Source organism: Pantoea sp. B_9, from assembly GCF_008632015.1.
GTDB classification, from domain to species: Bacteria; Pseudomonadota; Gammaproteobacteria; order Enterobacterales; family Enterobacteriaceae; genus Pantoea; species Pantoea dispersa.
In genome coordinates this window covers 1,074,417-1,096,791 of record NZ_VWVL01000001.1, presented here as the reverse complement: position 1 = coordinate 1,096,791, position 22,375 = coordinate 1,074,417, and the positions used below count along the sequence as shown (strand labels likewise).

Sequence of the window (22,375 nt, the reverse complement as noted above, 5' to 3'; positions counted from 1 at the left end):
CCTGCATGAAGAAGGCCGCGTTTGCGGCCTTTTTTTATGGCATGAAGCGATAGCCGATGCCGGTTTCTGTCAGCAGGTGCGTTGGCTGGGTGGGGTTGGCTTCCAGCTTTTGCCGCAGGTGTCCCATATAGATGCGCAGATAATGGCTGTGTTCCACGGCGTTGGGCCCCCATACCTGGTTAAGCAACTGGCGCTGGGTCAGCACTTTGCCGGCGTTATTCAGCAGCAGGCTGAGCAGGCGGAATTCGGTCGGTGTCAGATGTACCTCTTCACCGCTGCGCAGCACGCGCCGCGCGGCGAGATCGACGCTTACTTCGCCAAACTGCACCAGCGGCTCCGGCTGGCTGCGCTGATGACGACGCAGCGCCACGCGCACGCGCGCCAGCAGTTCGCCGATGCCAAACGGCTTGGTGAGATAGTCGTCAGCGCCGGCATCCAGCGCCTCTATTTTATCCTGCTCATCGCTGCGCGCCGACAGCACAATTACCGGCATGCTGCTCCACTGCCGCACTTCGCGGATGAAGGCATTGCCATCGCCGTCCGGTAAACCGAGATCGAGAATCACCAAATCCGGTTTGCGCGTAGCCGCTTCAATCAGGCCGCGCTGCAGCTGCTCCGCTTCCACAATCTTCAGGCCTTCGCTCTCCAGCGCCAGGCGCACGAAACGGCGAATCTCCTTTTCATCTTCGACAATCAAGATGGTCGTCACGCTGACTCCTGCGGCAAATAAGGTTAACGCATTACTTTAACAATAAACCGCGACGGCGTCCGTCACGATCTCAGTAACTCGCTGCGATCCAAAATTTTACAAAAATGTAACTTCCTTTCATCCCGGCCAGGAAATGGCTGAAAAAAGATCAAAATAGTGGTCGGATGAGTAGTAAAATTACACAACCAGGCGTAATATCTGAGGCAGATCACATTTCATAGCAAAATTTACCACGAGGAGGCATTGATGTATCAGGCATATCCACTCGCCAAAATTGTGCTGCGCCGTGTGCTGGTGGTATTGATTGGCGTACTGGCGCTGCCAGTGATGCTGTTCCGCCAGGATCGCGCGCGCTTCTACAGTTATCTGCACCGCATGTGGTGCAAAACCAGCACCAAACCAGTCTGGCTGGCGCAATCGGAAGCGGCAGGCGGTATCTACTGGTAACGCCCGGCTTCGCGGTGATAACCCGGTGACCTCGCTCGAGGCACCGGGTTTTTTTATCTTAAAGTGGTGCGACAAACGCATTGTCCCGCTGTTATCTCGCGGCATTTCAGCTACACTTAAACCTCTACAAGATTTTGGAGGTTGTACAAGTATGAGCGAGAAAATTCCTGTAGGTATCAGTGCCTGCCTGCTCGGGGATAGCGTCCGATTCGATGGCGGCCACAAGCGTTTTGCCTTTGCAACTGACGAGCTCGCGCCATTTGTGCGCTTCGAACCTGTCTGCCCGGAAATGGCCATTGGTCTGCCGACGCCGCGCCCGGCGCTGCGGCTGGTCAAACAGAGCGACGATCAGATCCACCTGTGTTTCAGCAAAGACGGCGGGGAAGAGCTGACCGACGACATGGCCCGCTGGTCTGCGGAGCGCGTCAAATCGCTGCACCATCTGTGCGGCTACATCCTGTGTGCCAAATCGCCGAGCTGCGGACTGGAGCGCGTGCGCGTCTACGAGCCTGACACTAACAACAATCGCAAAGCCGGCACCGGCGTGTTCACCTCGTTCCTGCAGAAAGAGCTGCCGTGGCTGCCGCTGGAAGAGGATGGACGCCTGCACGATGATGCGATCCGCGAAAACTTTATGGGGCGCGTCTATGCGCTGCATGAGTTCAACGAAATGTGGCGCAGCGGGCTGACGCGCCACAAGCTGATTGCCTTCCACAGTCGCTACAAACTTCTGCTGCTGTCGCATGCGCAGGATGAGTACCGCGAGATGGGGCGGTTTGTTGCGGCAATGGAACAGTGGGAGTCACTGGATGCGTACGCCTTTGAATACCGCAACCGTCTGATGCACCTGATGTCGCACCAGGCGTCGCGTCGTAATCACACCAATGTGCTGATGCACGTACAGGGCTATTTCCGGCCGAAGCTGAGTTCACCGCAGCGTCAGGAACTGGCGCAGCTGATCGATCGCTACCGTCGCGGTCTGCAGCCGTTGCTGGCCCCCATCACCATGCTGAAACACTACATGGCAGAGTTCCCGCACCCGTGGCTGGCGCAGCAGCGTTATTTCGATCCTTACCCGGAAGCGCTGCGTCTGCGCTACGGCCAGTAAACACGGAGCGTTATGAGCACTCACTTAGTCTGGCTGCGTAACGATTTGCGCATGAATGATAACAGCGCACTGGCCGCAGCCTGCCGCGACAGTCAGGCCGAGGTGCTGGCGCTGTTCATCGCCACGCCCGGCCAGTGGCAGCAACACAGCATGGCCCCCAAACAGGCGGCTTTTATCCATCAAAACCTGTGCCTGCTGCAGCAGTCGCTGGCAGAACGCGGTATCAAGCTGCACTATCATCAGTGCGATGACTTCGCCGCGTCGGTCGACTATCTTGCGACCTTCTGCCAGCAGCACAAGGTGGATGCGCTGTTTTACAACTATCAGTATGAAATCAATGAGCGCCAGCGCGATGCTGCGGTTGAGAAGCAGCTCGATCAGCAGGGCGTGGTGTGCCAGGGATTCGATGACAGCCTGCTGTTACCGCCGGGCAGCGTACAGACCGGCAGCAACAGCATGTTCAAAGTGTTCACGCCGTTCAGCAAAGCGTTTATCCGGCGTCTGCAACAGGGGCTGCCAGAGTGCCATCACGCACCGAAAGCGCGCGCCGGGGCACCCGTGGCCGCCGGCAAAAAAATAGCGGCATTCGATTATCCTGTGGAAAAATTCGACGAAACCTGGTTCCCCGCCGGAGAAGAGGCGGCGCTGAAGCAGCTGCGCCAGTTTGCCCAGCAGCGGGTGGAAAAATATGACCAGCAGCGCGACATACCGGCGATTGACGGCACCAGCCGCCTGTCGCCGTATCTGGCGATTGGTGTGCTGTCGCCGCGTCAGTGCCTGCATCGCATTTTGAAGGAGCATCCGCAGGCGCTGAACAACGGCAGCGCGCTGGTGTGGCTGAATGAACTGGTCTGGCGCGAATTTTATCGTCACCTGATGGTGGCTTTTCCGGCGCTGTGTAAGCATCAGCCGTTTGTCGACTGGACGCGCAACGTCAGCTGGCAACAGAATGAGCAACACCTTACCGCCTGGCAGCAGGGCAAAACCGGTTATCCGATTGTTGACGCAGCGATGCGCCAGCTCAAAACGCTGGGCTGGATGCACAATCGGTTACGCATGATCACCGCCAGCTTCCTGGTGAAAGATCTGCTGATTGACTGGCGCGAGGGTGAACGCTATTTCATGCAGCAGCTGATTGACGGCGATCTGGCGGCCAATAACGGTGGCTGGCAGTGGGCCGCGTCGACCGGCACCGACGCCGCGCCTTACTTCCGCATCTTCAACCCAACGACCCAGGGCGAGCGCTTCGATAAGCAGGGCGAGTTTATCCGCCGGTGGCTGCCGGAGCTGCAAGACGTACCGGACAGCGCCATCCATCAGCCGCACGCCTGGGCGGAGAAAAATAACAAGAAACTCGATTATCCGGCGCCAATCGTGGAACATAAGGCGGCACGTAAAAAGACACTAGACGCCTTCGAGCGCGCGCGCAGCGCAGCCTGAGGCGGTCACGGAGCCGTTATGAACAATTTCGAGTTAGAACAGATCGTCAATCAGCAACTCAACACCAGTGCCTTCAGCGACTATGCGCCCAACGGTTTGCAGGTTGAGGGGCGTGAGCAGGTGCGCCGCGTAATTACCGGGGTGACGGCCTGTCAGGCACTGCTGGATGAGGCGGTAAAACGCCAGGCCGATGCGATACTGGTGCATCATGGCTACTTCTGGAAGAGCGAAGCGCCGGTGATTAAAGGCATGAAGCGCCAGCGTCTGCGCACGCTGCTGGCCAATGACATCAACCTGTACGGCTGGCACCTGCCGCTCGATGCTCACCCACAGTTGGGCAACAACGCCCAGCTGGCCACGCTGTTTGATATCGACGTCAAAGGTGAAATTCAGCCGCTGGTGCCCTGGGGCGAGCTGGCTGAGCCGCTAAGCGGTCCGGCGCTGGCGGAAAAAATCGCGGCGCGCCTCGGCCGCCAGCCGCTGCACTGCGGTGATAATGCTCCGGCGCTGATTCGCCGGGTGGCATGGTGCAGCGGTGGCGGTCAGGGCTTTATCGATGCGGCCGCCGCCTTTGGCGTTGACGCCTTTATCAGCGGTGAAGTCTCTGAGCAGACCATTCACAGCGCCCGTGAACAGGGGCTGCATTTCTTTGCTGCCGGCCATCACGCCACCGAACGCGGCGGTATTAAAGCGCTCGGTGAGTGGCTCGCCAGCCAGCATGGTCTGGATGTGACCTTTATCGATATCGACAACCCCGCCTGACCGCCTCGCTTATGCGCCCGGAAAACACGTGCCGGGCGCAAATCAGTTGACACATCTCCTTCACTTTCGCATAACTTATTGACTTTTCGCATAAGCGAATGCCCTCAGGCGCGCCGTCACTGCGGTCACGGCGCGTTTTATTAATGACCGGGAGGTGGGTTTTGCAACGAGCACGTTGTTATCTGCTGGGTGAGCGGGCGGTGGTACTGGAGCTGGAACCGCCGGTTTCGCTCGTCAGCCAGCAGCGCATCTGGGGATTGTGCCAGCGGCTGCAGCAGAATGAGCAGATCGCGGAAGTGATTCCGGGCATGAATAACCTGACGCTGCTACTGCGCGATCCGCAGCTGAAAGCGCTGGATGCTATCGAGCGTTTGCAGCGTTGGTGGGAAGAGAGCGAGGTGCTGCTGGCCGAGCCGCGTCAGGTTGAGATTCCGGTGGTGTATGGCGGCGCGGGCGGTCCGGATCTGGTGGAGGTCGCCCGTGCGGCGGATCTGACCTCGCAACAGGTGGTGGAACTGCACAGCAGCGCGGATTACGTGGTCTATTTCATTGGCTTTCAGCCGGGTTTCCCTTATCTCGGCGGGCTGGATGAGCGGCTGCACACGCCGCGTCGCGCCGAGCCCCGGCTGGTGGTGCCTGGCGGTTCGGTGGGCATTGGCGGCAGCCAGACCGGTATCTATCCGCTGGCCGCGCCCGGTGGCTGGCAGCTGATTGGTCACACGCCGCTTAGGCTGTTCGATCCACAGCAACAGCCGCCGACGCTGCTGCGTCCCGGCGACAGCGTCCGCTTCGTGCCACAACGGGAGGGCGTATGTTAAACATTTTGCGTGCCGGATTAATGACCTCGGTGCAGGATCGCGGCCGCCACGGCTGGCGGCAATACGGCATCAGCCTGAGCGGTGCACTGGATGAGCCTTCAATGCGCACGGCCAATATGCTGGTCGGCAACGCCGAAAACAGCGCGGTGCTGGAGATTGTGCTCGGCCAGTTCAAAGCGGAGTTTCGTCGCGACGGCTGGTTTGCGCTGACCGGTGCCAGCTGCAGCGCCGAACTGGATGGCCAGCCGGTGTGGACCGGCTGGCGTCTGCCGGTGAAAAAAGGCCAGGTGCTGAGTCTGTCCATGCCTACGCGCGGTATGCGCAGCTATCTCGCGGTGAACGGCGGTTTTGCCATCGACGCCATGCTGGGCTCGCACAGCACCGATCTCAAAGCGGCCTTTGGCGGCTGGCAGGGGCGTAAACTGCAGGATGGCGATCAGCTGCCGCTGGGCAAGCCGACGCGCTGCTTCAGCCATCAGGCTGGCGTACGGCAGTTGCTGTGGGGCAACCGCATCCGCGCACTGCCGGGGCCGGAGTACAACGAATTTACCCACGACGCGCAGGACGCATTCTGGCGTAACCCGTGGCAGCTCAGCCCGCAAAGTAACCGCATGGGCTACCGGCTGCAGGGCAGTCCGCTGCAGCGCAGTGTCGCACGTGAACTGCTGTCGCACGGCCTGGTGCCGGGTGTGGTGCAGGTGCCGCCGAACGGCCAGCCGATTGTGCTGATGGCCGATGCGCAAACCACCGGCGGCTATCCGCGTATCGCCTGCGTCATCGAAGCCGATCTCTATCAGCTGGCGCAGATTCGTCTGGGAGAACCGATTCACTTCATCCGCTGCACGCTGGAGGAGGCGCTGCTGGCCAAACAGCAGCAGCAACGTTCGCTTGATCAGATAGCCTGGGGGCTTGCTCATGAAGATCGATCTTAACGCCGACCTCGGTGAAGGCAGTGCCAGCGATCGGGCCCTGCTGGAGCTGGTGAGCTCTGCCAACATCGCTTGCGGTTTCCATGCCGGCGATGCCGAAACCATGCTGCAGTCGGTGCGCTGGGCCAGCGCCAATGGCGTGGCGATTGGTGCGCATCCGAGCTTTCCCGACCGGGAAAATTTTGGCCGGACCGCCATGCAGCTGCCGCCGGAAACCGTCTACGCGCAGGTGATCTACCAGATTGGTGCTCTGAAAAGCCTCGCTGAAAGTGAAGGGGCGAAGCTGGTGCACGTGAAGCCGCACGGCATGCTGTATAACCAGGCGGCGGCGGATGCAGCGCTGGCGGATGCGATTGCGCGCGCGGTGAAAGCCGTCGATCCGGCGCTGATTCTGGTTGGCCTGGCGGGCAGCGCCTCAATTGCCGCCGCCGCGCATCATGGTCTGCGTACGCGCGAAGAAGTGTTTGCTGACCGCGGCTATCTGGCCAGTGGCGCGCTGGTGCCGCGCAGCCAGCCGGGGGCGTTAATCGAAGAGGCTGAGCAGGCGCTGGCGCAGACGCTCACCATGGTGCAGCAGCGTCAGGTGCGCAGCGTCAGCGGCGAATGGGTGGCGGTGAATGCGCAGACAGTCTGTCTGCACGGCGATGGCGCCCATGCGCTGGAATTCGCCCGCACGCTGCGCGCTGCTTTTGCGACAAATCAGATTGCTGTCACCAGCGCCTGATCATTGACTGTTAGCCCGGCCTGTTGCCGGGCTTTTTATTTCTGACGAGGGGAAAACATGGATAACGTGGTCAATCTCTGGCCGTTACTCGGCATTGCCGCGATTGTGCTCGGCTTTGTGCTGCGCTTCAACCCGGTGCTGGTGGTGATTGTTGCCGGTTTTGTCACCGGGCTGGCGGCGCATATGCCGCTCGGCGATATTCTGGAGAAGCTCGGTTCCGGCTTTCTCAATACCCGTAATCTGCCGCTGATCCTGCTGTTACCGCTGGCGGTCATCGGATTGCTGGAGCGCCACGGTTTGAAAGAGCGTGCGCAGACGTGGATCGCCCGGATCAAAACCGCCACCGCCGGCCGTTTACTGATCGTCTATCTGTTCGTGCGTGAGCTGACTGCGGCGCTGGGGCTGACCAGCCTGGGCGGCCATCCGCAGATGGTGCGTCCGCTGCTGGCACCGATGGCCGAAGGTGCCACTGAAAACCGTTACGGCAGCGTATCACCGGAGATTCGTCAGCGGCTGCGCGCCATGTCGGCGGCCACCGATAACGTCGGGCTGTTCTTCGGTGAAGATATTTTCGTGGCCTTCGGCGCGATCATTTTTATGCACAACTTTATGCAGGAGTCGGCGGGCATCAGCACCGAACCGTTGCACATCGCGCTGTGGGGCATTCCGACCGCGCTGTGTGCGTTCCTGATTCATGCTGCGCGACTGGTGCGGCTCGACCGTCAGCTGTCGCGTGAGCTGGGCGCGCTCAACCAGCAGGCGCTGCGCGCAAAAGGAGGTGAGTGATGTTTCAGCAACAGTATCTAATGTGGCTGGCCGGGGCGATCCTGCTGATTGTCGCGCTGCTGTCATGGCGCGATAGCGCCAACCCGCGCCGTTTTACCACCGGTTTATTCTGGGCGCTGTATGGTCTGATTTTCCTGATTGGTGACGGTGCTTATCAACTGATGGGGCAGTGGGCCGGTGATGCGGAGCTGGGACGTCGCTGGTTGCATATTGCGGTGGGCACGGCGGTGGTGGTCATGGCGCTGATTGCCGGGTTCGGCGGCGTGCGCCTCGGTCGCTATCATCAGCGCAGCGATGAACAGAAGCAGCAGAGCGCGCAGCGTCTCGGCAATAAGCTGTTCCTGCCGGCGCTGGCAATTCCGCTGGTGACGGTGATTGGCGTGCTGGCGTTCAATCATATTCCCGGTCTGCAGGAGAAGGTATTTGGCCCGGGCAATCATTCGACGCTGGTCACGCTGTTTTCGATGATGATTGGCTGCGTGCTGGGCTGGCTGATTGCGCTGAAGTTTACCCACGAGAAGCCGCTGCAGTCGATGCAGGAGACGCGGCGTTTGCTGGATGCGGTGGGCTGGGCGTTTATTCTGCCGCAGATTCTCGCCACGCTCGGCCTGCTGTTTACCAGCGCTGGCGTCGGCACGGCGATTTCGCATCTGACCGAACACTATCTGGCGGTGGATAACCGGCTGATTGCGGTGGCGGTATATGCGCTGGGCATGGCGTTGCTGACCATGGTGATGGGCAATGCGTTTGCGGCGTTCCCGATTGTCACCGCCGGCATCGGTATTCCGATTCTGGTGCTGCAGCACGGTGGCAATCCGGCGGTGATGGCGGCGATCGGCATGTTCTGCGGGTACTGCGGCACGCTGATGACGCCGATGGCTGCCAACTTCAATATTGTTCCGGCGCGTTTACTGGAGCTGCCGGACCGTAACGCGGTGATCAAGGCTCAGGTGCCAACCGGTGTGCTACTGTTACTGGTAAATATTTTCCTGCTTTATTTCCTGATGTTCCTGTGAGGTTGCGATGAAAACGGTGTTAATGACGGCGTTCGAGCCGTTTGGCGGCGAGCGCATTAATCCGTCGTGGGAAGCGGTACGCAGCTTTGATGGTCGGGAGTTCGGCGGCGCGCGGATTGTGGTGCGCCAGCTGCCGGTGGTATTCGCCCGTTGCGGCCAGGTGCTGACCGCTGCGCTGGAAGAGCTGCAGCCGCACCGCGTGCTGTGTGTCGGCCAGGCTGGCGGGCGCAGCGATATCAGCGTAGAGCGCGTGGCGATTAATGTGAACGATGCGCGCATTCCGGATAATGACCAGCAGCAGCCGGTCGATCAGCCGATTGTCGCCGGGGGACCGGCGGCCTATTTTTCCACGCTGCCGATCAAAGCGATGGTCGCGACACTGCGCGAAGTGGGAATTCCGGCTTCGGTGTCGCAAACCGCCGGGACGTTTACCTGTAATAACGTCATGTATCACCTGCTGCACTGGCTGCAGACCACAGGCAGCGCAGCACGCGGCGGTTTCGTGCATATCCCGTATATGCCGCAGCAGGCGGCGCAGCATCCTGGCGCACCGAGTATGTCGACCGCCAGTGTGATTCAGGCGCTGGAAACGTCGCTGCAGGTGATTCTCAGCACAGAGAAAGACATTCGCGAAGTGGGCGGCGCAACCCATTAATCAGGAGTGGTTATGCCAGAGGGACCGGAGATCCGCCGCGCGGCGGATCAACTTGCAGCGGCAATGGTGGGCAAGCCTCTGACCGAGGTGTGGTTTGCTTTTCCGGCGCTGAAGACCTACGAACCGGCGCTGATGGGGGAAACCATCGACGCCTTTGAAACGCGCGGCAAGGCACTGCTGACGCACTTCTCCAACGGGCTGACGCTGTACAGCCATAATCAGCTGTACGGTGTGTGGCGTGTGGTGCCGAGCGGGACTGAGCCCAATACTTCGCGCCAGCTGCGCGTGCGGCTGGGTAATGCCGACCGGGCAATTTTGCTGTATAGCGCTTCGGATATTGAGCTGCTGAACGCAGATACGCTCGGCGCGCATCCGTTTTTACAACGCGTCGGACCTGACGTGCTGGACGCTACGCTGACGGTGGAAGAGGTGCGCGAGCGGCTGCTGTCGCCGCGTTTTCGTCGCCGCCAGTTCAGCGGTTTGCTGCTGGATCAGGCATTTCTCGCCGGGCTCGGCAACTATCTGCGCGTCGAGATTTTGTGGCACGCCGGTTTGCTGGCGCAGCATCGTGCACAGGATTTGAGCGATCAGCAACTGGATGCGTTGAGCCACGCCATGCTGGCGGTGCCGCGTTTGTCTTATCAGATGCGTGGCAGCATGAAGAAGTATCACGAAGAGGCGGCGTTTCGTTTCGAGGTGTTTCACCGCCAGGGCAAAAAGTGCCGGCGCTGCGGTACCGTCATTGAGAAGGGCGTACTGTCCTCACGACCGTTTTACTGGTGTCCGGGCTGTCAGCATTGAGTTTTGGTCATCAATAGAAGAGGCGCGGGACAGGCGATCCCCGCATCGACTTGCGGCAAACTGCACCAGAGCTAATGCACTGACTGGCTGAGCCCCGGGGCAGGCAATCCGCAGCGCTGAACAGCATGAGGAAGTCAGGATGAGACCGCATGGATGCGGGCGAAAGCCGGAGCCGGGACAGGATGTCCCGTCGACGGCGGTCCGTCAGACTGACGAAGGGTGTGAAGGTACCGCGTCAGCGGCGCGAGGACGCCTGAAACGGGGCTCAGCCAGGCAGGGCTCTGCACGATGCGCCCCGAACTTTCGCCGTATACTAAAAAAGAAAAGGGCGGGATAACCCGCCCTGATTGTTATTTTTTCAGCGCCGAGCTGAATTCGCGCTCGGTGTAACCGGTGTAGAGCTGACGTGGACGGGCAATCTTCATGCCTTCGTCGTGCATCTCTTTCCAGTGCGCAATCCAGCCAACGGTACGCGCCATCGCGAAGATCACGGTAAACATTGATGACGGAATGCCCATCGCTTTCAGAATGATGCCGGAATAGAAATCGACGTTCGGATAGAGTTTGCGCTCGATAAAGTACGGGTCGTTCAGCGCGATGTGCTCCAGCTCCATCGCCACTTCCAGCAGGTCGTCCTTCATGCCCAGCTCGTTCAGCACTTCATGACAGGTTTCACGCATCACGGTTGCGCGCGGGTCATAGTTCTTATACACACGGTGACCGAAGCCCATCAGACGGAATGAATCGTTCTTATCTTTGGCGCGACGCACGAATTCCGGGATGTGATCCACGGTGCTGATCTCTTCCAGCATACGCAGCGTGGCTTCGTTGGCACCACCGTGCGCAGGTCCCCACAGCGAGGCGATACCGGCGGCGATACAGGCAAACGGGTTGGCACCGGAAGAACCGGCGGTACGCACGGTAGAGGTTGATGCGTTCTGTTCGTGGTCAGCGTGCAGGATCAGGATACGGTCCATGGCGCGTTCCAGCACCGGGTTCACTTTGTACTCTTCACACGGCGTAGCAAACATCATGTGCAGGAAGTTACCGGCATAGGAGAGGTCGTTACGCGGATACACAAACGGCTGGCCGATGGAGTATTTGTAACACATCGCGGCCATGGTCGGCATTTTTGACAGCAGGCGGAAGGCGGCGATTTCACGGTGACGTTCAATATTCACGTCTAATGAATCGTGATAGAAGGCGGCCAGCGCGCCGGTCACGCCGCACATCACCGCCATCGGGTGTGAATCACGACGGAAGCCGTGGAACAGGCGGGTGATCTGCTCGTGAATCATGGTGTGACGGGTTACGGTGGTGCGGAACTCGTCGTACTGCGCCTGAGTAGGGGCTTCGCCGTTCAGCAGGATGTAGCACACTTCCAGATAGTTTGAGTGGGTAGCCAGCTGATCGATGGGGAAACCGCGATGTAACAAAATCCCTTCATCACCATCAATAAAGGTAATTTTTGATTCGCAGGACGCCGTAGAGGTAAAACCGGGGTCGAAGGTGAACAGGCCTTTTGAGCCAAGGGCGCGGACATCAACAACATCCTGTCCCAGCGTGCCTTGCATCACATCCAGTTCCACGGAGTTGTTATCTTGTAGGGTTAGCGTCACTTTTTTATCTGTCATTTTTCGTCTCCATAGCGCCTTAGTAGGTAAGGATCTTAGACACCAGAACAGTCATCATGTTGCGTTTACCCGCCGTATTTTCGGGCCGCCGCTACACTGGCTGCGCGCGCGCAGTGCGGTCATTTACTTCCATAAACGCCCATCATTTGCACGCTTACTGCCTTATTGCAACCCGCACGACTTAGGCTAAAACAGAATCTTCACAGCATCACTCAGCGGTAACGTTCATGCTGCAAGGTTACGGAGCGAAATGTGTAAAGCCAATCGGTGGTGTCCGGGCATGACGCGCTGCACATCGTGGATGTTAAAGATCCTGTCACGATATAACTTCTTGGTAACCAATAACCTGACGGTTTGTGTTGCTCGTAAAGGCAATGTTACATAACTTGAGCTTAGGGGAAAGTGTATCCCCATAACTTTTATGCATCATAGGGTTTTAGTGCGTTCGTTTGTAACTGAAATGTTGATCTATTGTCAAATCAGATAATTAAAAATGTATAAATTGTGAAATACGTGAGACGGATCACTGTTCAGCTTAAATGTGACCAAAGAGATTGTAGGGGAATTGTAATCAGAATGTGATCCTCCTATACTGCCGCCAGGTCTCCGGAATACCCTGACACCAGGAGCCACCCAGCGTTTTACCCGCTTCATTTAACACTGGATGTTGCTATTTTGGTGGCGGTTGCAGTCCGAACACGCACTGTGCTCTTCTGTAACTCAGGACCGGAGGAAGCAAAATAAAAAAGAGCTGTGTGGGCAAAACCGTGAAAAAACAAAGACCTGTTAACTTGGATCTCTCGACGATCCGGTTTCCCGTTACTGCAATATCGTCCATTCTCCACCGCGTCTCCGGCGTGATTACCTTTGTCGCTCTCGGAATTCTGCTCTGGTTACTGGGTCTCTCCCTCTCTTCTCCGGAAGGTTTCCAGCAAGCGGCATCCATCATGGATAGCTTCTTCGCCAAATTCATCATGTGGGGCATTCTGACCGCGCTGGCTTATCACGCAGCAAGCGGCATTCGTCACATGCTGGCCGACTTCGGTTTTACGGCAGAAACCCTGCAGGTGGGAACCCGTACCGCGCAAGCGGTTTTTGTTATCACTGTCGTGCTCTCAATTCTGGCTGGAGTCCTCGTATGGTAAGCAATGCTTCTGCATTAGGACGCAACGGTATCCATGACTGGCTGTTACTGCGTGCTGCTGCAATCTTAATTACGCTCTACATTCTCTACATCCTCGGTTTTGTCGTGATGACCGGCACGCTGACGTATGACGTCTGGCGCGGCTTTTTCGCTTCCTCCTTTACCAAAGTGTTCACGTTGCTGACGCTGTTCTCGATTCTGGTCCACGGCTGGATTGGCATGTGGCAGGTCCTGACCGACTACGTGAAACCGCTGGCAACGCGTCTGGTGTTGCAACTGGTGATTGTGGTCGCGCTGTTGTCGTATGCAATTTATGGAACTGTTGTGGTGTGGGGTGTGTAAATGAGTTTGCCAGTCAGAGAATTTGATGCCGTGGTGATCGGCGCAGGTGGTGCGGGTATGCGCGCCGCGCTGCAAATCTCCCAGTCGGGCCAGAGCTGTGCTCTGTTATCCAAAGTGTTCCCAACCCGTTCCCACACCGTATCGGCGCAGGGCGGGATTACCGTGGCACTGGGTAACTCCCACGAAGATAACTGGGAATGGCACATGTACGATACCGTCAAAGGCTCCGATTACATCGGTGACCAGGACGCGATCGAATATATGTGTAAAACCGGTCCGGAAGCGATTCTGGAGCTGGAGCACATGGGCCTGCCATTCTCCCGTCTTGATGACGGCCGCGTTTATCAGCGTCCGTTTGGTGGTCAGTCGAAAAACTTCGGTGGTGAGCAGGCGGCGCGTACCGCTGCTGCTGCCGACCGTACCGGCCACGCCCTGCTGCATACGCTGTATCAGCAGAACCTGAAAAACAAAACCACCATCTTCTCCGAGTGGTATGCACTGGATCTGGTGAAAAACGCTGACGGTGCGATCGTCGGCTGTACCGCCATCTGCATCGAAACCGGTGAAACAGTCTACTTCAAAGCCAAAGCCACTATCCTCGCGACCGGCGGTGCTGGCCGTATCTATCAGTCCACCACCAACGCCCACATCAACACCGGCGACGGCGTCGGCATGGCGCTGCGTGCCGGCGTGCCAATGCAGGATATGGAGATGTGGCAGTTCCACCCAACCGGCATCGCCGGGGCGGGTGTGCTGGTGACCGAGGGCTGCCGTGGTGAAGGTGGCTATCTGCTGAACAAGCATGGCGAGCGTTTCATGGAGCGCTACGCGCCGAACGCCAAAGATCTGGCGGGCCGTGATGTGGTGGCGCGTTCAATGATGGTGGAAATCCGTGAAGGTCGCGGCTGCGACGGCCCATGGGGTCCGCACATCAAACTGAAACTCGACCATCTGGGCGCTGAAGTGCTGGAATCCCGTCTGCCGGGTATCCTCGAACTGTCGCGCACCTTTGCTCACGTTGACCCGATTAAAGAACCGATTCCGGTTATCCCGACCTGCCACTACATGATGGGCGGCGTGCCGACCCGCGTGACCGGTCAGGCGCTGCGCGTTAACGAGCAGGGCGAAGATGAAGTGATTCCGGGCCTGTTCGCGGTAGGCGAAATTGCCTGCGTATCGGTACACGGCGCAAACCGTCTTGGCGGCAATTCGCTGCTCGACCTGGTGGTATTTGGCCGCGCGGCCGGTGTTCACCTGATGGAGTGCATCGCTGAGCAGGGCGAACTGCGCGACGCCACCGAAGATGAAATCGACGCGGCGATGGCCCGCTTCAACCGCTGGGAAAACAACACCACCGGTGAAGACCCGGTTGAAATCCGCAAGGCGCTGCAGCGCTGCATGCAGAACAACTTCTCGGTATTCCGTGAAGGGGATGCGATGCGTGAAGGCCTGGCCGAGCTGAAAGAGATTCGTGAGCGCCTGAAAAACGCGCGTCTCGATGACCGTTCACCGGACTTCAACACCCAGCGTATCGAATGCCTTGAGCTGGATAACCTGATGGAAACCGCTTACGCCACCGCGGTAGCGGCCAACTTCCGCACCGAAAGCCGTGGCGCTCACAGCCGCTTCGACTACCCGGAGCGTGATGATGCCAACTGGCTGTGCCACAGCCTCTATGTTCCGCAAACGGAAAGCATGACGCGCCGTGAGGTGAACATGCAACCGAAACTGCGTGCGGCCTTCCCGCCGAAAGCGCGTACTTACTAATTGCGGAGATCATCATGAGACTCGAATTTTCTATCTATCGTTACAACCCGGAAGTCGATGACAAACCGCGCATGCAGGATTACACCCTCGAAGCGGAAGATGGTCGCGACATGATGCTGCTGGACGCGCTGATCCGTCTGAAAGAGAAGGATCCTACGCTGGCCTTCCGTCGCTCCTGCCGTGAAGGCGTGTGCGGCTCCGATGGCCTCAACATGAACGGTAAAAATGGCCTGGCGTGTATCACGCCGGTCTCCGCACTGGGCAATGGCAGCAAGAAGATTGTTATCCGTCCGCTGCCCGGTCTGCCGGTAATCCGCGACCTCGTGGTGGACATGGGACAATTCTATGCTCAGTATGAGAAGATTAAGCCTTTCCTGTTGAATAATGGGGAAAATCCGCCAGCGCGCGAGCATCTGCAAACGCCTGCGCAGCGTGAGCACCTGGACGGCCTGTACGAGTGTATTCTCTGTGCCTGCTGCTCCACGTCGTGCCCGTCATTCTGGTGGAATCCGGACAAGTTCATCGGTCCGGCCGGCCTGCTGGCGGCGTACCGCTTCCTGATTGACAGCCGCGATACCGAAACCGATGCGCGCCTCGACAATCTGAATGATGCTTTCAGTGTTTTCCGCTGTCACAGCATCATGAACTGTGTGAGCGTGTGCCCGAAAGGCTTAAACCCAACGCGCGCCATCGGCCATATTAAGTCGATGCTGCTGCAGCGCGGGGCGTAACAAACGGAAGTCACGATCGGGAACCCAGGTTCCCGATCGTTTACGGAAGCCTCTATAAGCGCGGTACTGACCACGCTTATAAAGGTTCCCTTACGGGCCAGGCGCCGGTTGCGCACAGGTTCGTATCGCTGAACTCACTACGGCAAGCCGCGTAAGCGGCAACAAATGAAACCTCAAAAAAGCAGATTAATGCTTAAGGGATCACAATGCAGAACAGCGCGATGAAACCCTGGCTGGACTCCTCCTGGCTGGCCGGCGCGAACCAGTCCTACATAGAGCAACTCTATGAGGATTTCCTGACCGATCCTGACTCTGTTGATGAAGTGTGGCGCTCGATGTTCCAGCAGCTGCCGGGCACCGGCGTGAAACCTGAGCAGTTTCACTCCACGACGCGTGAATATTTCCGCCGCCTGGCGAAAGACGCCACCCGCTACACCTCCACAGTCACCGATCCGGCCGCTAATTCCAAACAGGTTAAAGTGCTGCAGCTGATTAATGCTTTCCGCTTCCGCGGCCATCAGCACGCTAACCTCGATCCGCTCGGCCTGTGGAAGCAGGAACGCGTGGCGGATCTCGATCCGGCCTTCCACGATCTGACCGACGCCGATTTTCAGGAAAGCTTTAACGTAGGCTCTTTCGCCATTGGCAAAGAGACCATGAAGCTGGCCGATCTTTATGCCGCACTGCAGCAGACCTACTGTGGTTCGATTGGTGCAGAGTACATGCACATCAACAACACCGAAGAGAAGCGCTGGATTCAGCAGCGTCTGGAATCGGTGGTGGGCCATGCGTCATTCAGCGCGGACGAGAAAAAAGGTTTCCTGAAAGAGCTGACGGCGGCAGAGGGCCTGGAAAAATACCTCGGCGCGAAATTCCCGGGTGCCAAACGCTTCTCGCTGGAAGGCGGTGATGCGCTGGTACCGATGCTGCGCGAAATGATTCGCCACGCCGGCAAGAGCGGCACGCGTGAAGTGGTGCTGGGCATGGCGCACCGCGGCCGTCTCAACGTGCTGATCAACGTGCTGGGTAAAAAACCGCAGGATCTGTTCGACGAGTTCTCCGGCAAGCACAAAGAGCACCTCGGTACCGGTGACGTGAAGTACCACATGGGCTTCTCGTCAGACGTGGAAACCGAAGGCGGCCTGGTGCACCTGGCGCTGGCGTTCAACCCGTCGCATCTGGAAATTGTAAGCCCGGTAGTCATGGGCTCGGTGCGTGCGCGTCTGGATCGTCTGGCGGAGCCGGGCAGCAACAAAGTCCTGCCGATCACCATTCATGGTGACGCCGCGGTTATTGGCCAGGGCGTGGTGCAGGAAACCCTGAACATGTCGCAGGCGCGCGGTTACGAAGTGGGCGGCACCGTACGCATCGTGATTAACAACCAGGTGGGCTTCACCACCTCGAATCCGAAAGATGCGCGTTCTACCCCTTACTGCACCGACATCGGCAAAATGGTGCTGGCGCCGATCTTCCACGTCAACGCGGACGATCCGGAGGCGGTAGCGTTTGTTACCCGTCTGGCGCTGGATTATCGCAACACCTTCAAACGCGATGTGTTCATCGACCTGGTGTGCTACCGCCGTCACGGCCATAACGAAGCCGACGAGCCAAGCGCAACCCAGCCGCTGATGTATCAGAAAATCAAAAAGCATCCGACGCCGCGCAAAATCTACGCCGATCAGCTGGAAAGCGAAGGCGTGGCCACGCAGGAAGATGCCACCGAGCTGGTAAACCTGTACCGCGACGCGCTGGATGAAGGCGAGTGCGTGGTGCCGGAATGGCGTCCGATGAGCCTGCACTCGTTCACCTGGTCTCCGTACCTCAACCACGAGTGGGATGAGAGCTACCCGGAAACCGTGGACATGAAACGTCTGCAGGAGCTGGCGCGCCGCATCAGCAGCATTCCGGAAGCGGTGGAAGTGCAGTCGCGCGTTGCCAAGATTTACAACGACCGCAAAGAGATGGCGGAAGGCAACAAGCTGTTCGACTGGGGCGGCGCGGAAAACCTCGCTTACGCCACGCTGGTGGACGAAGGCATTCCGGTGCGCCTGTCGGGTGAAGACTCCGGCCGCGGCACCTTCTTCCACCGTCACGCGGTGATTCACAACCAGCAGAACGGTTCGACTTACACCCCGCTGCACCATATCCATAACGGTCAGGGTCAGTTCAAGGTGTGGGATTCGGTGCTGTCGGAAGAAGCGGTACTGGCGTTCGAATACGGTTACGCCACCGCCGAGCCGCGCGTGCTGACCATCTGGGAAGCGCAGTTCGGTGACTTCGCCAACGGCGCTCAGGTGGTGATTGATCAGTTCATCAGCTCCGGCGAGCAGAAATGGGGCCGCATGTGTGGTCTGGTGATGCTGCTGCCACACGGCTATGAAGGACAGGGTCCGGAACACTCCTCCGCGCGCCTTGAGCGCTATCTGCAGCTGTGTGCTGAGCAGAACATGCAGGTCTGCGTGCCATCAACGCCAGCGCAGGTGTACCACATGCTGCGTCGTCAGGCGCTGCGCGGTATGCGCCGTCCGCTGATCGTGATGTCGCCGAAGTCGCTGCTGCGTCATCCGCTGGCGGTATCCAGCCTTGATGAGCTGGCCAACGGCAGCTTCCAGCCGGCGATTGGTGAGATCGACGACCTCGATCCGCAGCAGGTGAAACGCGTGGTGCTGTGCTCCGGTAAAGTTTATTACGATCTGCTGGAACAGCGTCGTAAGAACGAGCAGACCGATGTCGCCATCGTGCGTATCGAACAGCTCTATCCGTTCCCGCACAAAGCGGTGCAGGAAGCGCTGAAGAATTACGCCCATGTTCAGGATTTCGTCTGGTGTCAGGAAGAGCCACTGAACCAGGGCGCATGGTATTGCAGTCAGCATCATTTCCGCGAAGTGGTTCCATTTGGTGCGTCACTGCGTTACGCAGGCCGTCCGGCTTCTGCTTCACCGGCCGTGGGCTATATGTCCGTACATCAACAACAGCAGCAAGACCTGGTCAATGACGCGCTGAACCTTGGTTAATTAAAAGGAAAGAAAATGAGTAGCGTAGAAATTCTCGTTCCCGATTTGCCTGAATCCGTAGCGGACGCCACGGTAGCCACCTGGCATAAAAAACCCGGCGACTCTGTGACCCGCGACGAAGTGCTGGTCGAGATCGAAACTGACAAAGTGGTACTGGAAGTGCCTGCCGCCGCTGACGGTGTGCTGGAAGCGGTGCTGGAAGACGAAGGCGCCACCGTAACATCGCGCCAGATTCTGGGCCGTCTGAAGGAAGGCAACAGCGGCGGGAAAGAGACCACGGCGAAAGTGGAAAGCAAGGAGTCTACGCCTGCACAGCGTCAGACTGCATCTCTGGAAGAAGAGAGCAATGACGCGCTCAGCCCGGCCGTGCGCCGCCTGATTGCGGAAAACAACCTCGACGCCAGCCAGATTAAAGGTACCGGTGTTGGCGGCCGTCTGACGCGCGAAGATGTAGAAAAACATCTGGCGAAGAAAGCCGACGGCGCGAAAGCGGCACCGGCAGCCGATGCGGCTCCGCAGGCAGTCGCCAACCGCAGCGAGAAGCGCGTGCCGATGACCCGTCTGCGCAAGCGCGTGGCCGAGCGTCTGCTGGAAGCGAAAAACAGCACCGCAATGCTGACCACCTTCAACGAAGTCAACATGAAGCCGATCATGGATCTGCGCAAGCAGTACGGCGATGCCTTCGAGAAGCGTCACGGCGTGCGTCTGGGCTTTATGTCCTTCTACATCAAAGCGGTGGTCGAAGCGCTGAAACGCTTCCCGGAAGTCAACGCGTCGATCGACGGCGACGATGTGGTGTACCACAACTATTTCGATGTCAGCATCGCGGTCTCAACGCCGCGTGGTCTGGTGACGCCAGTGCTGAAAGATGTTGATGCGCTGAGCATGGCCGACATCGAGAAGAAAATTAAAGAGCTGGCGGTGAAAGGCCGTGACGGCAAGCTGACGGTGGAAGAACTGACCGGCGGTAACTTCACCATCACCAACGGTGGTGTGTTCGGTTCGCTGATGTCTACGCCGATCATCAACCCGCCGCAGAGCGCGATTCTGGGGATGCACGCCATCAAAGATCGCCCAATGGCGGTGAATGGTCAGGTGGTGGTGCTGCCAATGATGTATCTGGCGCTCTCCTACGATCACCGTCTGATCGATGGTCGTGAATCTGTCGGCTATCTGGTCGCGGTGAAAGAGCTGCTGGAAGATCCGGCGCGTCTGCTGCTGGATGTCTGATTTTCGCCGGGCGCGCTGGCACGAGGCGCGCCCAAATTAACCCTGTTTAGATCTGAATGGATAGAACATCATGAACTTACACGAATACCAGGCGAAGCAGCTGTTTGCACGGTATGGTATGCCAGCACCGACTGGCTACGCCTGCACCACGCCACGTGAAGCCGAAGAAGCCGCCTCGAAAATTGGCGCGGGTCCGTGGGTGGTGAAATGTCAGGTTCATGCCGGTGGCCGCGGTAAAGCGGGCGGTGTGAAGGTGGTTAACAGTAAAGAAGACATTCGTGCTTTCGCTGAAAACTGGCTGGGCAAACGTCTGGTGACCTACCAGACTGACGCCAATGGCCAGCCGGTAAACCAGATCCTAGTTGAAGCGGCGACCGACATCGATCAGGAGCTGTATCTGGGTGCGGTGGTTGACCGTGCTACCCGTCGCGTGATCTTCATGGCGTCAACCGAAGGCGGCGTGGAAATCGAGAAAGTGGCGGAAGAAACCCCGCACCTGATCCATAAAATGGCGCTGGATCCGCTGACCGGCCCGCAGCCATACCAGGGCCGCGAGCTGGCATTCAAACTGGGCCTGACCGGCAAGCAGGTCAGCCAGTTCACCAAAATCTTCATGGGTCTGGCGACCATGTTCCTGGAGCGCGACCTGGCGATGGTTGAGATCAACCCGCTGGTAATCACCAAACAGGGCGACCTGATCTGTCTGGATGGCAAACTGGGTGCCGATGGCAATGCCCTGTTCCGTCAGCCAGAGCTGCGTGAAATGCGCGACCCAAGCCAGGAAGACCCCCGTGAAGCCCACGCGACGCAGTGGGAACTGAACTACGTCGCGCTGGAAGGCAACATTGGCTGTATGGTCAACGGCGCCGGTCTGGCGATGGGCACCATGGACATCGTGAAACACCACGGTGGTCAGCCTGCAAACTTCCTTGATGTTGGCGGCGGCGCAACCAAAGAGCGCGTTACTGAAGCCTTCAAAATCATCCTGTCTGACGATGCTGTGAAAGCGGTATTCGTTAACATCTTCGGCGGCATCGTGCGCTGCGACCTGATCGCAGACGGCATCATCGGTGCTGTGGCTGAAGTGGGTGTCAACGTACCGGTCGTGGTACGTCTGGAAGGTAACAACGCCGAGCTGGGCGCGAAGAAACTGGCGGACAGCGGTCTTAACATCATTGCAGCAACCAGCCTGACAGACGCAGCACAGCGTGTTGTCGCTGCTGCGGAGGGTAAATAATGTCCATTCTGATCGACAAAAACACCAAAGTCATTTGCCAGGGTTTTACCGGTGGCCAGGGAACGTTCCACTCTGAGCAGGCGCTGGCCTATGGTACGCAGCTGGTTGGCGGTGTGACGCCAGGTAAAGGCGGCACCACCCATCTCGGTCTGCCGGTGTTTAACACCGTGCGCGAAGCGGTAGAAGCCACGGGCGCCACCGCTACCGTGATCTACGTGCCGGCACCGTTCTGCAAAGACGGTATCCTGGAAGCGATCGACGCGGGCATCAAACTGATCATCACCATCACCGAAGGCATCCCGACGCTGGATATGCTGACGGTGAAAGTGAAGCTGGACGAAGCAGGCGTGCGCATGATCGGCCCGAACTGCCCGGGTGTGATCACCCCTGGCGAATGTAAAATCGGTATCATGCCGGGCCACATTCACCAGCCAGGCCGCGTCGGTATCGTGTCACGTTCCGGTACGCTGACCTATGAAGCGGTTAAGCAGACCACCGACATCGGCTACGGCCAGTCCACCTGTGTGGGCATCGGCGGTGACCCGATCCCTGGCTCTAACTTCATCGACATCCTGAAAATGTTCCAGGACGATCCGCAGACCGAAGCGATCGTGATGATCGGTGAGATCGGCGGCAGCGCTGAAGAAGAGGCCGCGGCGTTCATCAAAGAGCACGTGACCAAGCCTGTCGTCGGCTACATCGCCGGCGTAACGGCGCCGAAAGGCAAGCGTATGGGCCACGCCGGCGCCATCATTGCCGGTGGTAAAGGCACCGCCGATGAGAAATTTGCTGCGCTGGAAGCGGCCGGCGTGAAAACCGTTCGCAGCCTGGCCGATATCGGCGACGCGGTGAAAGCGGTACTGCCAGCGAAATAAGATTTTGCTGCTGAAAGAACAAAGCCACCTGCGGGTGGCTTTTTTTATGGCTGTCATGCACGGCCATTAGCCGTCCTCACACATTTGCAGTAAAAACGTAACGGCAACATTTTCTGCGGCTATGCTTACGTTGTCGTTGAGTAAAGAAGGGCAAAGAGGCGTGCTTTTTCCCGTCAGCGTCCAGGCGTCTGGCTGGCAAAGAGGTT

21 protein-coding genes are annotated in these 22,375 nt (G+C 58.5%); 19 read left to right on the top strand and 2 right to left on the bottom strand.

Annotated elements, in window-relative coordinates:
- Positions 1–34: 34 nt before the first annotated feature.
- A complete protein-coding gene (gene kdpE, locus F3I21_RS05225; protein ID WP_021508554.1) occupies positions 35–709 on the bottom strand; it encodes a two-component system response regulator KdpE in 675 nt (224 codons plus the stop codon).
- A 246-nt stretch (positions 710–955) separates the two neighbouring features.
- On the opposite strand from kdpE, the gene F3I21_RS05220 reads away from it, so the two are divergent.
- From F3I21_RS05220 to nei, 11 genes are all read left to right on the top strand, one after another.
- The gene (locus tag F3I21_RS05220; protein WP_031279882.1) at positions 956–1,156 is read left to right on the top strand and encodes a YbfA family protein; all 201 of its coding nucleotides are present in this window, start codon (positions 956–958) and stop codon (positions 1,154–1,156) included.
- 151 nt (positions 1,157–1,307) lie between these two features.
- Positions 1,308–2,264 carry a 2-thiouracil desulfurase family protein gene (locus F3I21_RS05215; RefSeq protein WP_088516291.1) on the top strand — a complete coding sequence of 319 codons (957 nt, stop codon included), beginning with the start codon at positions 1,308–1,310 and terminating at the stop codon, positions 2,262–2,264.
- A 12-nt stretch (positions 2,265–2,276) separates the two neighbouring features.
- Entirely contained in the window at positions 2,277–3,704 is a 1,428-nt protein-coding gene (gene phrB, locus F3I21_RS05210) for a deoxyribodipyrimidine photo-lyase (RefSeq protein ID WP_150058441.1), read from the top strand.
- Between the two features lie 18 nt (positions 3,705–3,722).
- The gene (locus F3I21_RS05205) at positions 3,723–4,466 is read left to right on the top strand and encodes a type 2 GTP cyclohydrolase I (RefSeq protein ID WP_021508550.1); all 744 of its coding nucleotides are present in this window, start codon (positions 3,723–3,725) and stop codon (positions 4,464–4,466) included.
- 161 nt (positions 4,467–4,627) lie between these two features.
- Positions 4,628–5,284, top strand: coding sequence for a 5-oxoprolinase subunit PxpB (gene pxpB, locus F3I21_RS05200; protein WP_150058440.1), 657 nt, complete (start codon positions 4,628–4,630; stop codon positions 5,282–5,284).
- On the top strand, positions 5,278–6,216 hold the full coding sequence (gene pxpC, locus F3I21_RS05195; RefSeq protein WP_150058439.1) for a 5-oxoprolinase subunit PxpC: 939 nt from the start codon (positions 5,278–5,280) through the stop codon (positions 6,214–6,216). The genes pxpB and pxpC overlap by 7 nt, the downstream gene beginning before the upstream one ends.
- Positions 6,200–6,937, top strand: coding sequence for a 5-oxoprolinase subunit PxpA (pxpA, locus tag F3I21_RS05190; RefSeq protein ID WP_058769446.1), 738 nt, complete (start codon positions 6,200–6,202; stop codon positions 6,935–6,937). The genes pxpC and pxpA overlap by 17 nt, the downstream gene beginning before the upstream one ends.
- A 57-nt stretch (positions 6,938–6,994) precedes the next feature.
- Positions 6,995–7,723 (top strand): DUF969 domain-containing protein, encoded by a 729-nt coding sequence (locus F3I21_RS05185; RefSeq protein WP_021508546.1) that lies wholly within the window; start codon positions 6,995–6,997, stop codon positions 7,721–7,723.
- The gene (locus tag F3I21_RS05180; RefSeq protein WP_150058438.1) at positions 7,723–8,739 is read left to right on the top strand and encodes a DUF979 domain-containing protein; all 1,017 of its coding nucleotides are present in this window, start codon (positions 7,723–7,725) and stop codon (positions 8,737–8,739) included. The genes F3I21_RS05185 and F3I21_RS05180 overlap by 1 nt, the downstream gene beginning before the upstream one ends.
- A 7-nt stretch (positions 8,740–8,746) precedes the next feature.
- Entirely contained in the window at positions 8,747–9,394 is a 648-nt protein-coding gene (gene pcp / locus F3I21_RS05175) for a pyroglutamyl-peptidase I (RefSeq protein WP_150058437.1), read from the top strand.
- 12 nt (positions 9,395–9,406) lie between these two features.
- Positions 9,407–10,195, top strand: a complete 789-nt coding sequence (gene nei / locus F3I21_RS05170; RefSeq protein ID WP_058769449.1) for an endonuclease VIII — start codon at positions 9,407–9,409, stop codon at positions 10,193–10,195.
- Between the two features lie 350 nt (positions 10,196–10,545).
- Here nei and F3I21_RS05165 read toward each other — a convergent pair whose 3' ends face one another.
- Entirely contained in the window at positions 10,546–11,829 is a 1,284-nt protein-coding gene (locus tag F3I21_RS05165; RefSeq protein ID WP_021508542.1) for a citrate synthase, read from the bottom strand.
- A gap of 755 nt (positions 11,830–12,584) precedes the next feature.
- On the opposite strand from F3I21_RS05165, the gene sdhC reads away from it, so the two are divergent.
- The 8 genes from sdhC (at position 12,585) to sucD (ending at position 22,169) form a co-directional block, all read left to right on the top strand.
- On the top strand, positions 12,585–12,974 hold the full coding sequence (sdhC, locus tag F3I21_RS05160; RefSeq protein WP_021508541.1) for a succinate dehydrogenase cytochrome b556 subunit: 390 nt from the start codon (positions 12,585–12,587) through the stop codon (positions 12,972–12,974).
- A complete protein-coding gene (sdhD, locus tag F3I21_RS05155; RefSeq protein ID WP_021508540.1) occupies positions 12,968–13,315 on the top strand; it encodes a succinate dehydrogenase membrane anchor subunit in 348 nt (115 codons plus the stop codon). The genes sdhC and sdhD overlap by 7 nt, the downstream gene beginning before the upstream one ends.
- Positions 13,316–15,082, top strand: a complete 1,767-nt coding sequence (sdhA, locus tag F3I21_RS05150) for a succinate dehydrogenase flavoprotein subunit (RefSeq protein ID WP_021508539.1) — start codon at positions 13,316–13,318, stop codon at positions 15,080–15,082.
- Positions 15,083–15,096: 14 nt separating this feature from the next.
- Positions 15,097–15,813 carry a succinate dehydrogenase iron-sulfur subunit gene (locus F3I21_RS05145; protein WP_021508538.1) on the top strand — a complete coding sequence of 239 codons (717 nt, stop codon included), beginning with the start codon at positions 15,097–15,099 and terminating at the stop codon, positions 15,811–15,813.
- Positions 15,814–16,019: 206 nt separating this feature from the next.
- Positions 16,020–18,827 (top strand): 2-oxoglutarate dehydrogenase E1 component, encoded by a 2,808-nt coding sequence (sucA, locus tag F3I21_RS05140; protein WP_021508537.1) that lies wholly within the window; start codon positions 16,020–16,022, stop codon positions 18,825–18,827.
- A gap of 15 nt (positions 18,828–18,842) precedes the next feature.
- Positions 18,843–20,057, top strand: a complete 1,215-nt coding sequence (odhB, locus tag F3I21_RS05135; protein WP_021508536.1) for a 2-oxoglutarate dehydrogenase complex dihydrolipoyllysine-residue succinyltransferase — start codon at positions 18,843–18,845, stop codon at positions 20,055–20,057.
- Positions 20,058–20,127: 70 nt separating this feature from the next.
- Complete coding sequence (sucC, locus tag F3I21_RS05130) at positions 20,128–21,294, top strand: ADP-forming succinate--CoA ligase subunit beta (RefSeq protein ID WP_006118458.1); 1,167 nt, start codon at positions 20,128–20,130, stop codon at positions 21,292–21,294.
- Entirely contained in the window at positions 21,294–22,169 is an 876-nt protein-coding gene (gene sucD / locus F3I21_RS05125; RefSeq protein WP_021508535.1) for a succinate--CoA ligase subunit alpha, read from the top strand. The genes sucC and sucD overlap by 1 nt, the downstream gene beginning before the upstream one ends.
- Positions 22,170–22,375: the final 206 nt, after the last annotated feature.

Bases quoted from the DNA above. Each gene is read 5' to 3' on its own strand.
- F3I21_RS05205 (WP_021508550.1), top strand. From the start codon at position 3,723: ATGAACAATTTCGAGTTAGAACAGATCGTCAATCAGCAACTCAACACC.
- sucC (WP_006118458.1), top strand. From the start codon at position 20,128: ATGAACTTACACGAATACCAGGCGAAGCAGCTGTTTGCACGGTATGGT.
- F3I21_RS05220 (WP_031279882.1), top strand. From the start codon at position 956: ATGTATCAGGCATATCCACTCGCCAAAATTGTGCTGCGCCGTGTGCTG.
- F3I21_RS05165 (WP_021508542.1), bottom strand. From the start codon at position 11,829: ATGACAGATAAAAAAGTGACGCTAACCCTACAAGATAACAACTCCGTG.
- sdhA (WP_021508539.1), top strand. From the start codon at position 13,316: ATGAGTTTGCCAGTCAGAGAATTTGATGCCGTGGTGATCGGCGCAGGT.
- sucD (WP_021508535.1), top strand. From the start codon at position 21,294: ATGTCCATTCTGATCGACAAAAACACCAAAGTCATTTGCCAGGGTTTT.
- pxpA (WP_058769446.1), top strand. From the start codon at position 6,200: ATGAAGATCGATCTTAACGCCGACCTCGGTGAAGGCAGTGCCAGCGAT.
- F3I21_RS05185 (WP_021508546.1), top strand. From the start codon at position 6,995: ATGGATAACGTGGTCAATCTCTGGCCGTTACTCGGCATTGCCGCGATT.
- phrB (WP_150058441.1), top strand. From the start codon at position 2,277: ATGAGCACTCACTTAGTCTGGCTGCGTAACGATTTGCGCATGAATGAT.
- odhB (WP_021508536.1), top strand. From the start codon at position 18,843: ATGAGTAGCGTAGAAATTCTCGTTCCCGATTTGCCTGAATCCGTAGCG.
- F3I21_RS05180 (WP_150058438.1), top strand. From the start codon at position 7,723: ATGTTTCAGCAACAGTATCTAATGTGGCTGGCCGGGGCGATCCTGCTG.
- F3I21_RS05215 (WP_088516291.1), top strand. From the start codon at position 1,308: ATGAGCGAGAAAATTCCTGTAGGTATCAGTGCCTGCCTGCTCGGGGAT.
- nei (WP_058769449.1), top strand. From the start codon at position 9,407: ATGCCAGAGGGACCGGAGATCCGCCGCGCGGCGGATCAACTTGCAGCG.
- pxpC (WP_150058439.1), top strand. From the start codon at position 5,278: ATGTTAAACATTTTGCGTGCCGGATTAATGACCTCGGTGCAGGATCGC.
- sdhD (WP_021508540.1), top strand. From the start codon at position 12,968: ATGGTAAGCAATGCTTCTGCATTAGGACGCAACGGTATCCATGACTGG.
- F3I21_RS05145 (WP_021508538.1), top strand. From the start codon at position 15,097: ATGAGACTCGAATTTTCTATCTATCGTTACAACCCGGAAGTCGATGAC.
- pcp (WP_150058437.1), top strand. From the start codon at position 8,747: ATGAAAACGGTGTTAATGACGGCGTTCGAGCCGTTTGGCGGCGAGCGC.
- sucA (WP_021508537.1), top strand. From the start codon at position 16,020: ATGCAGAACAGCGCGATGAAACCCTGGCTGGACTCCTCCTGGCTGGCC.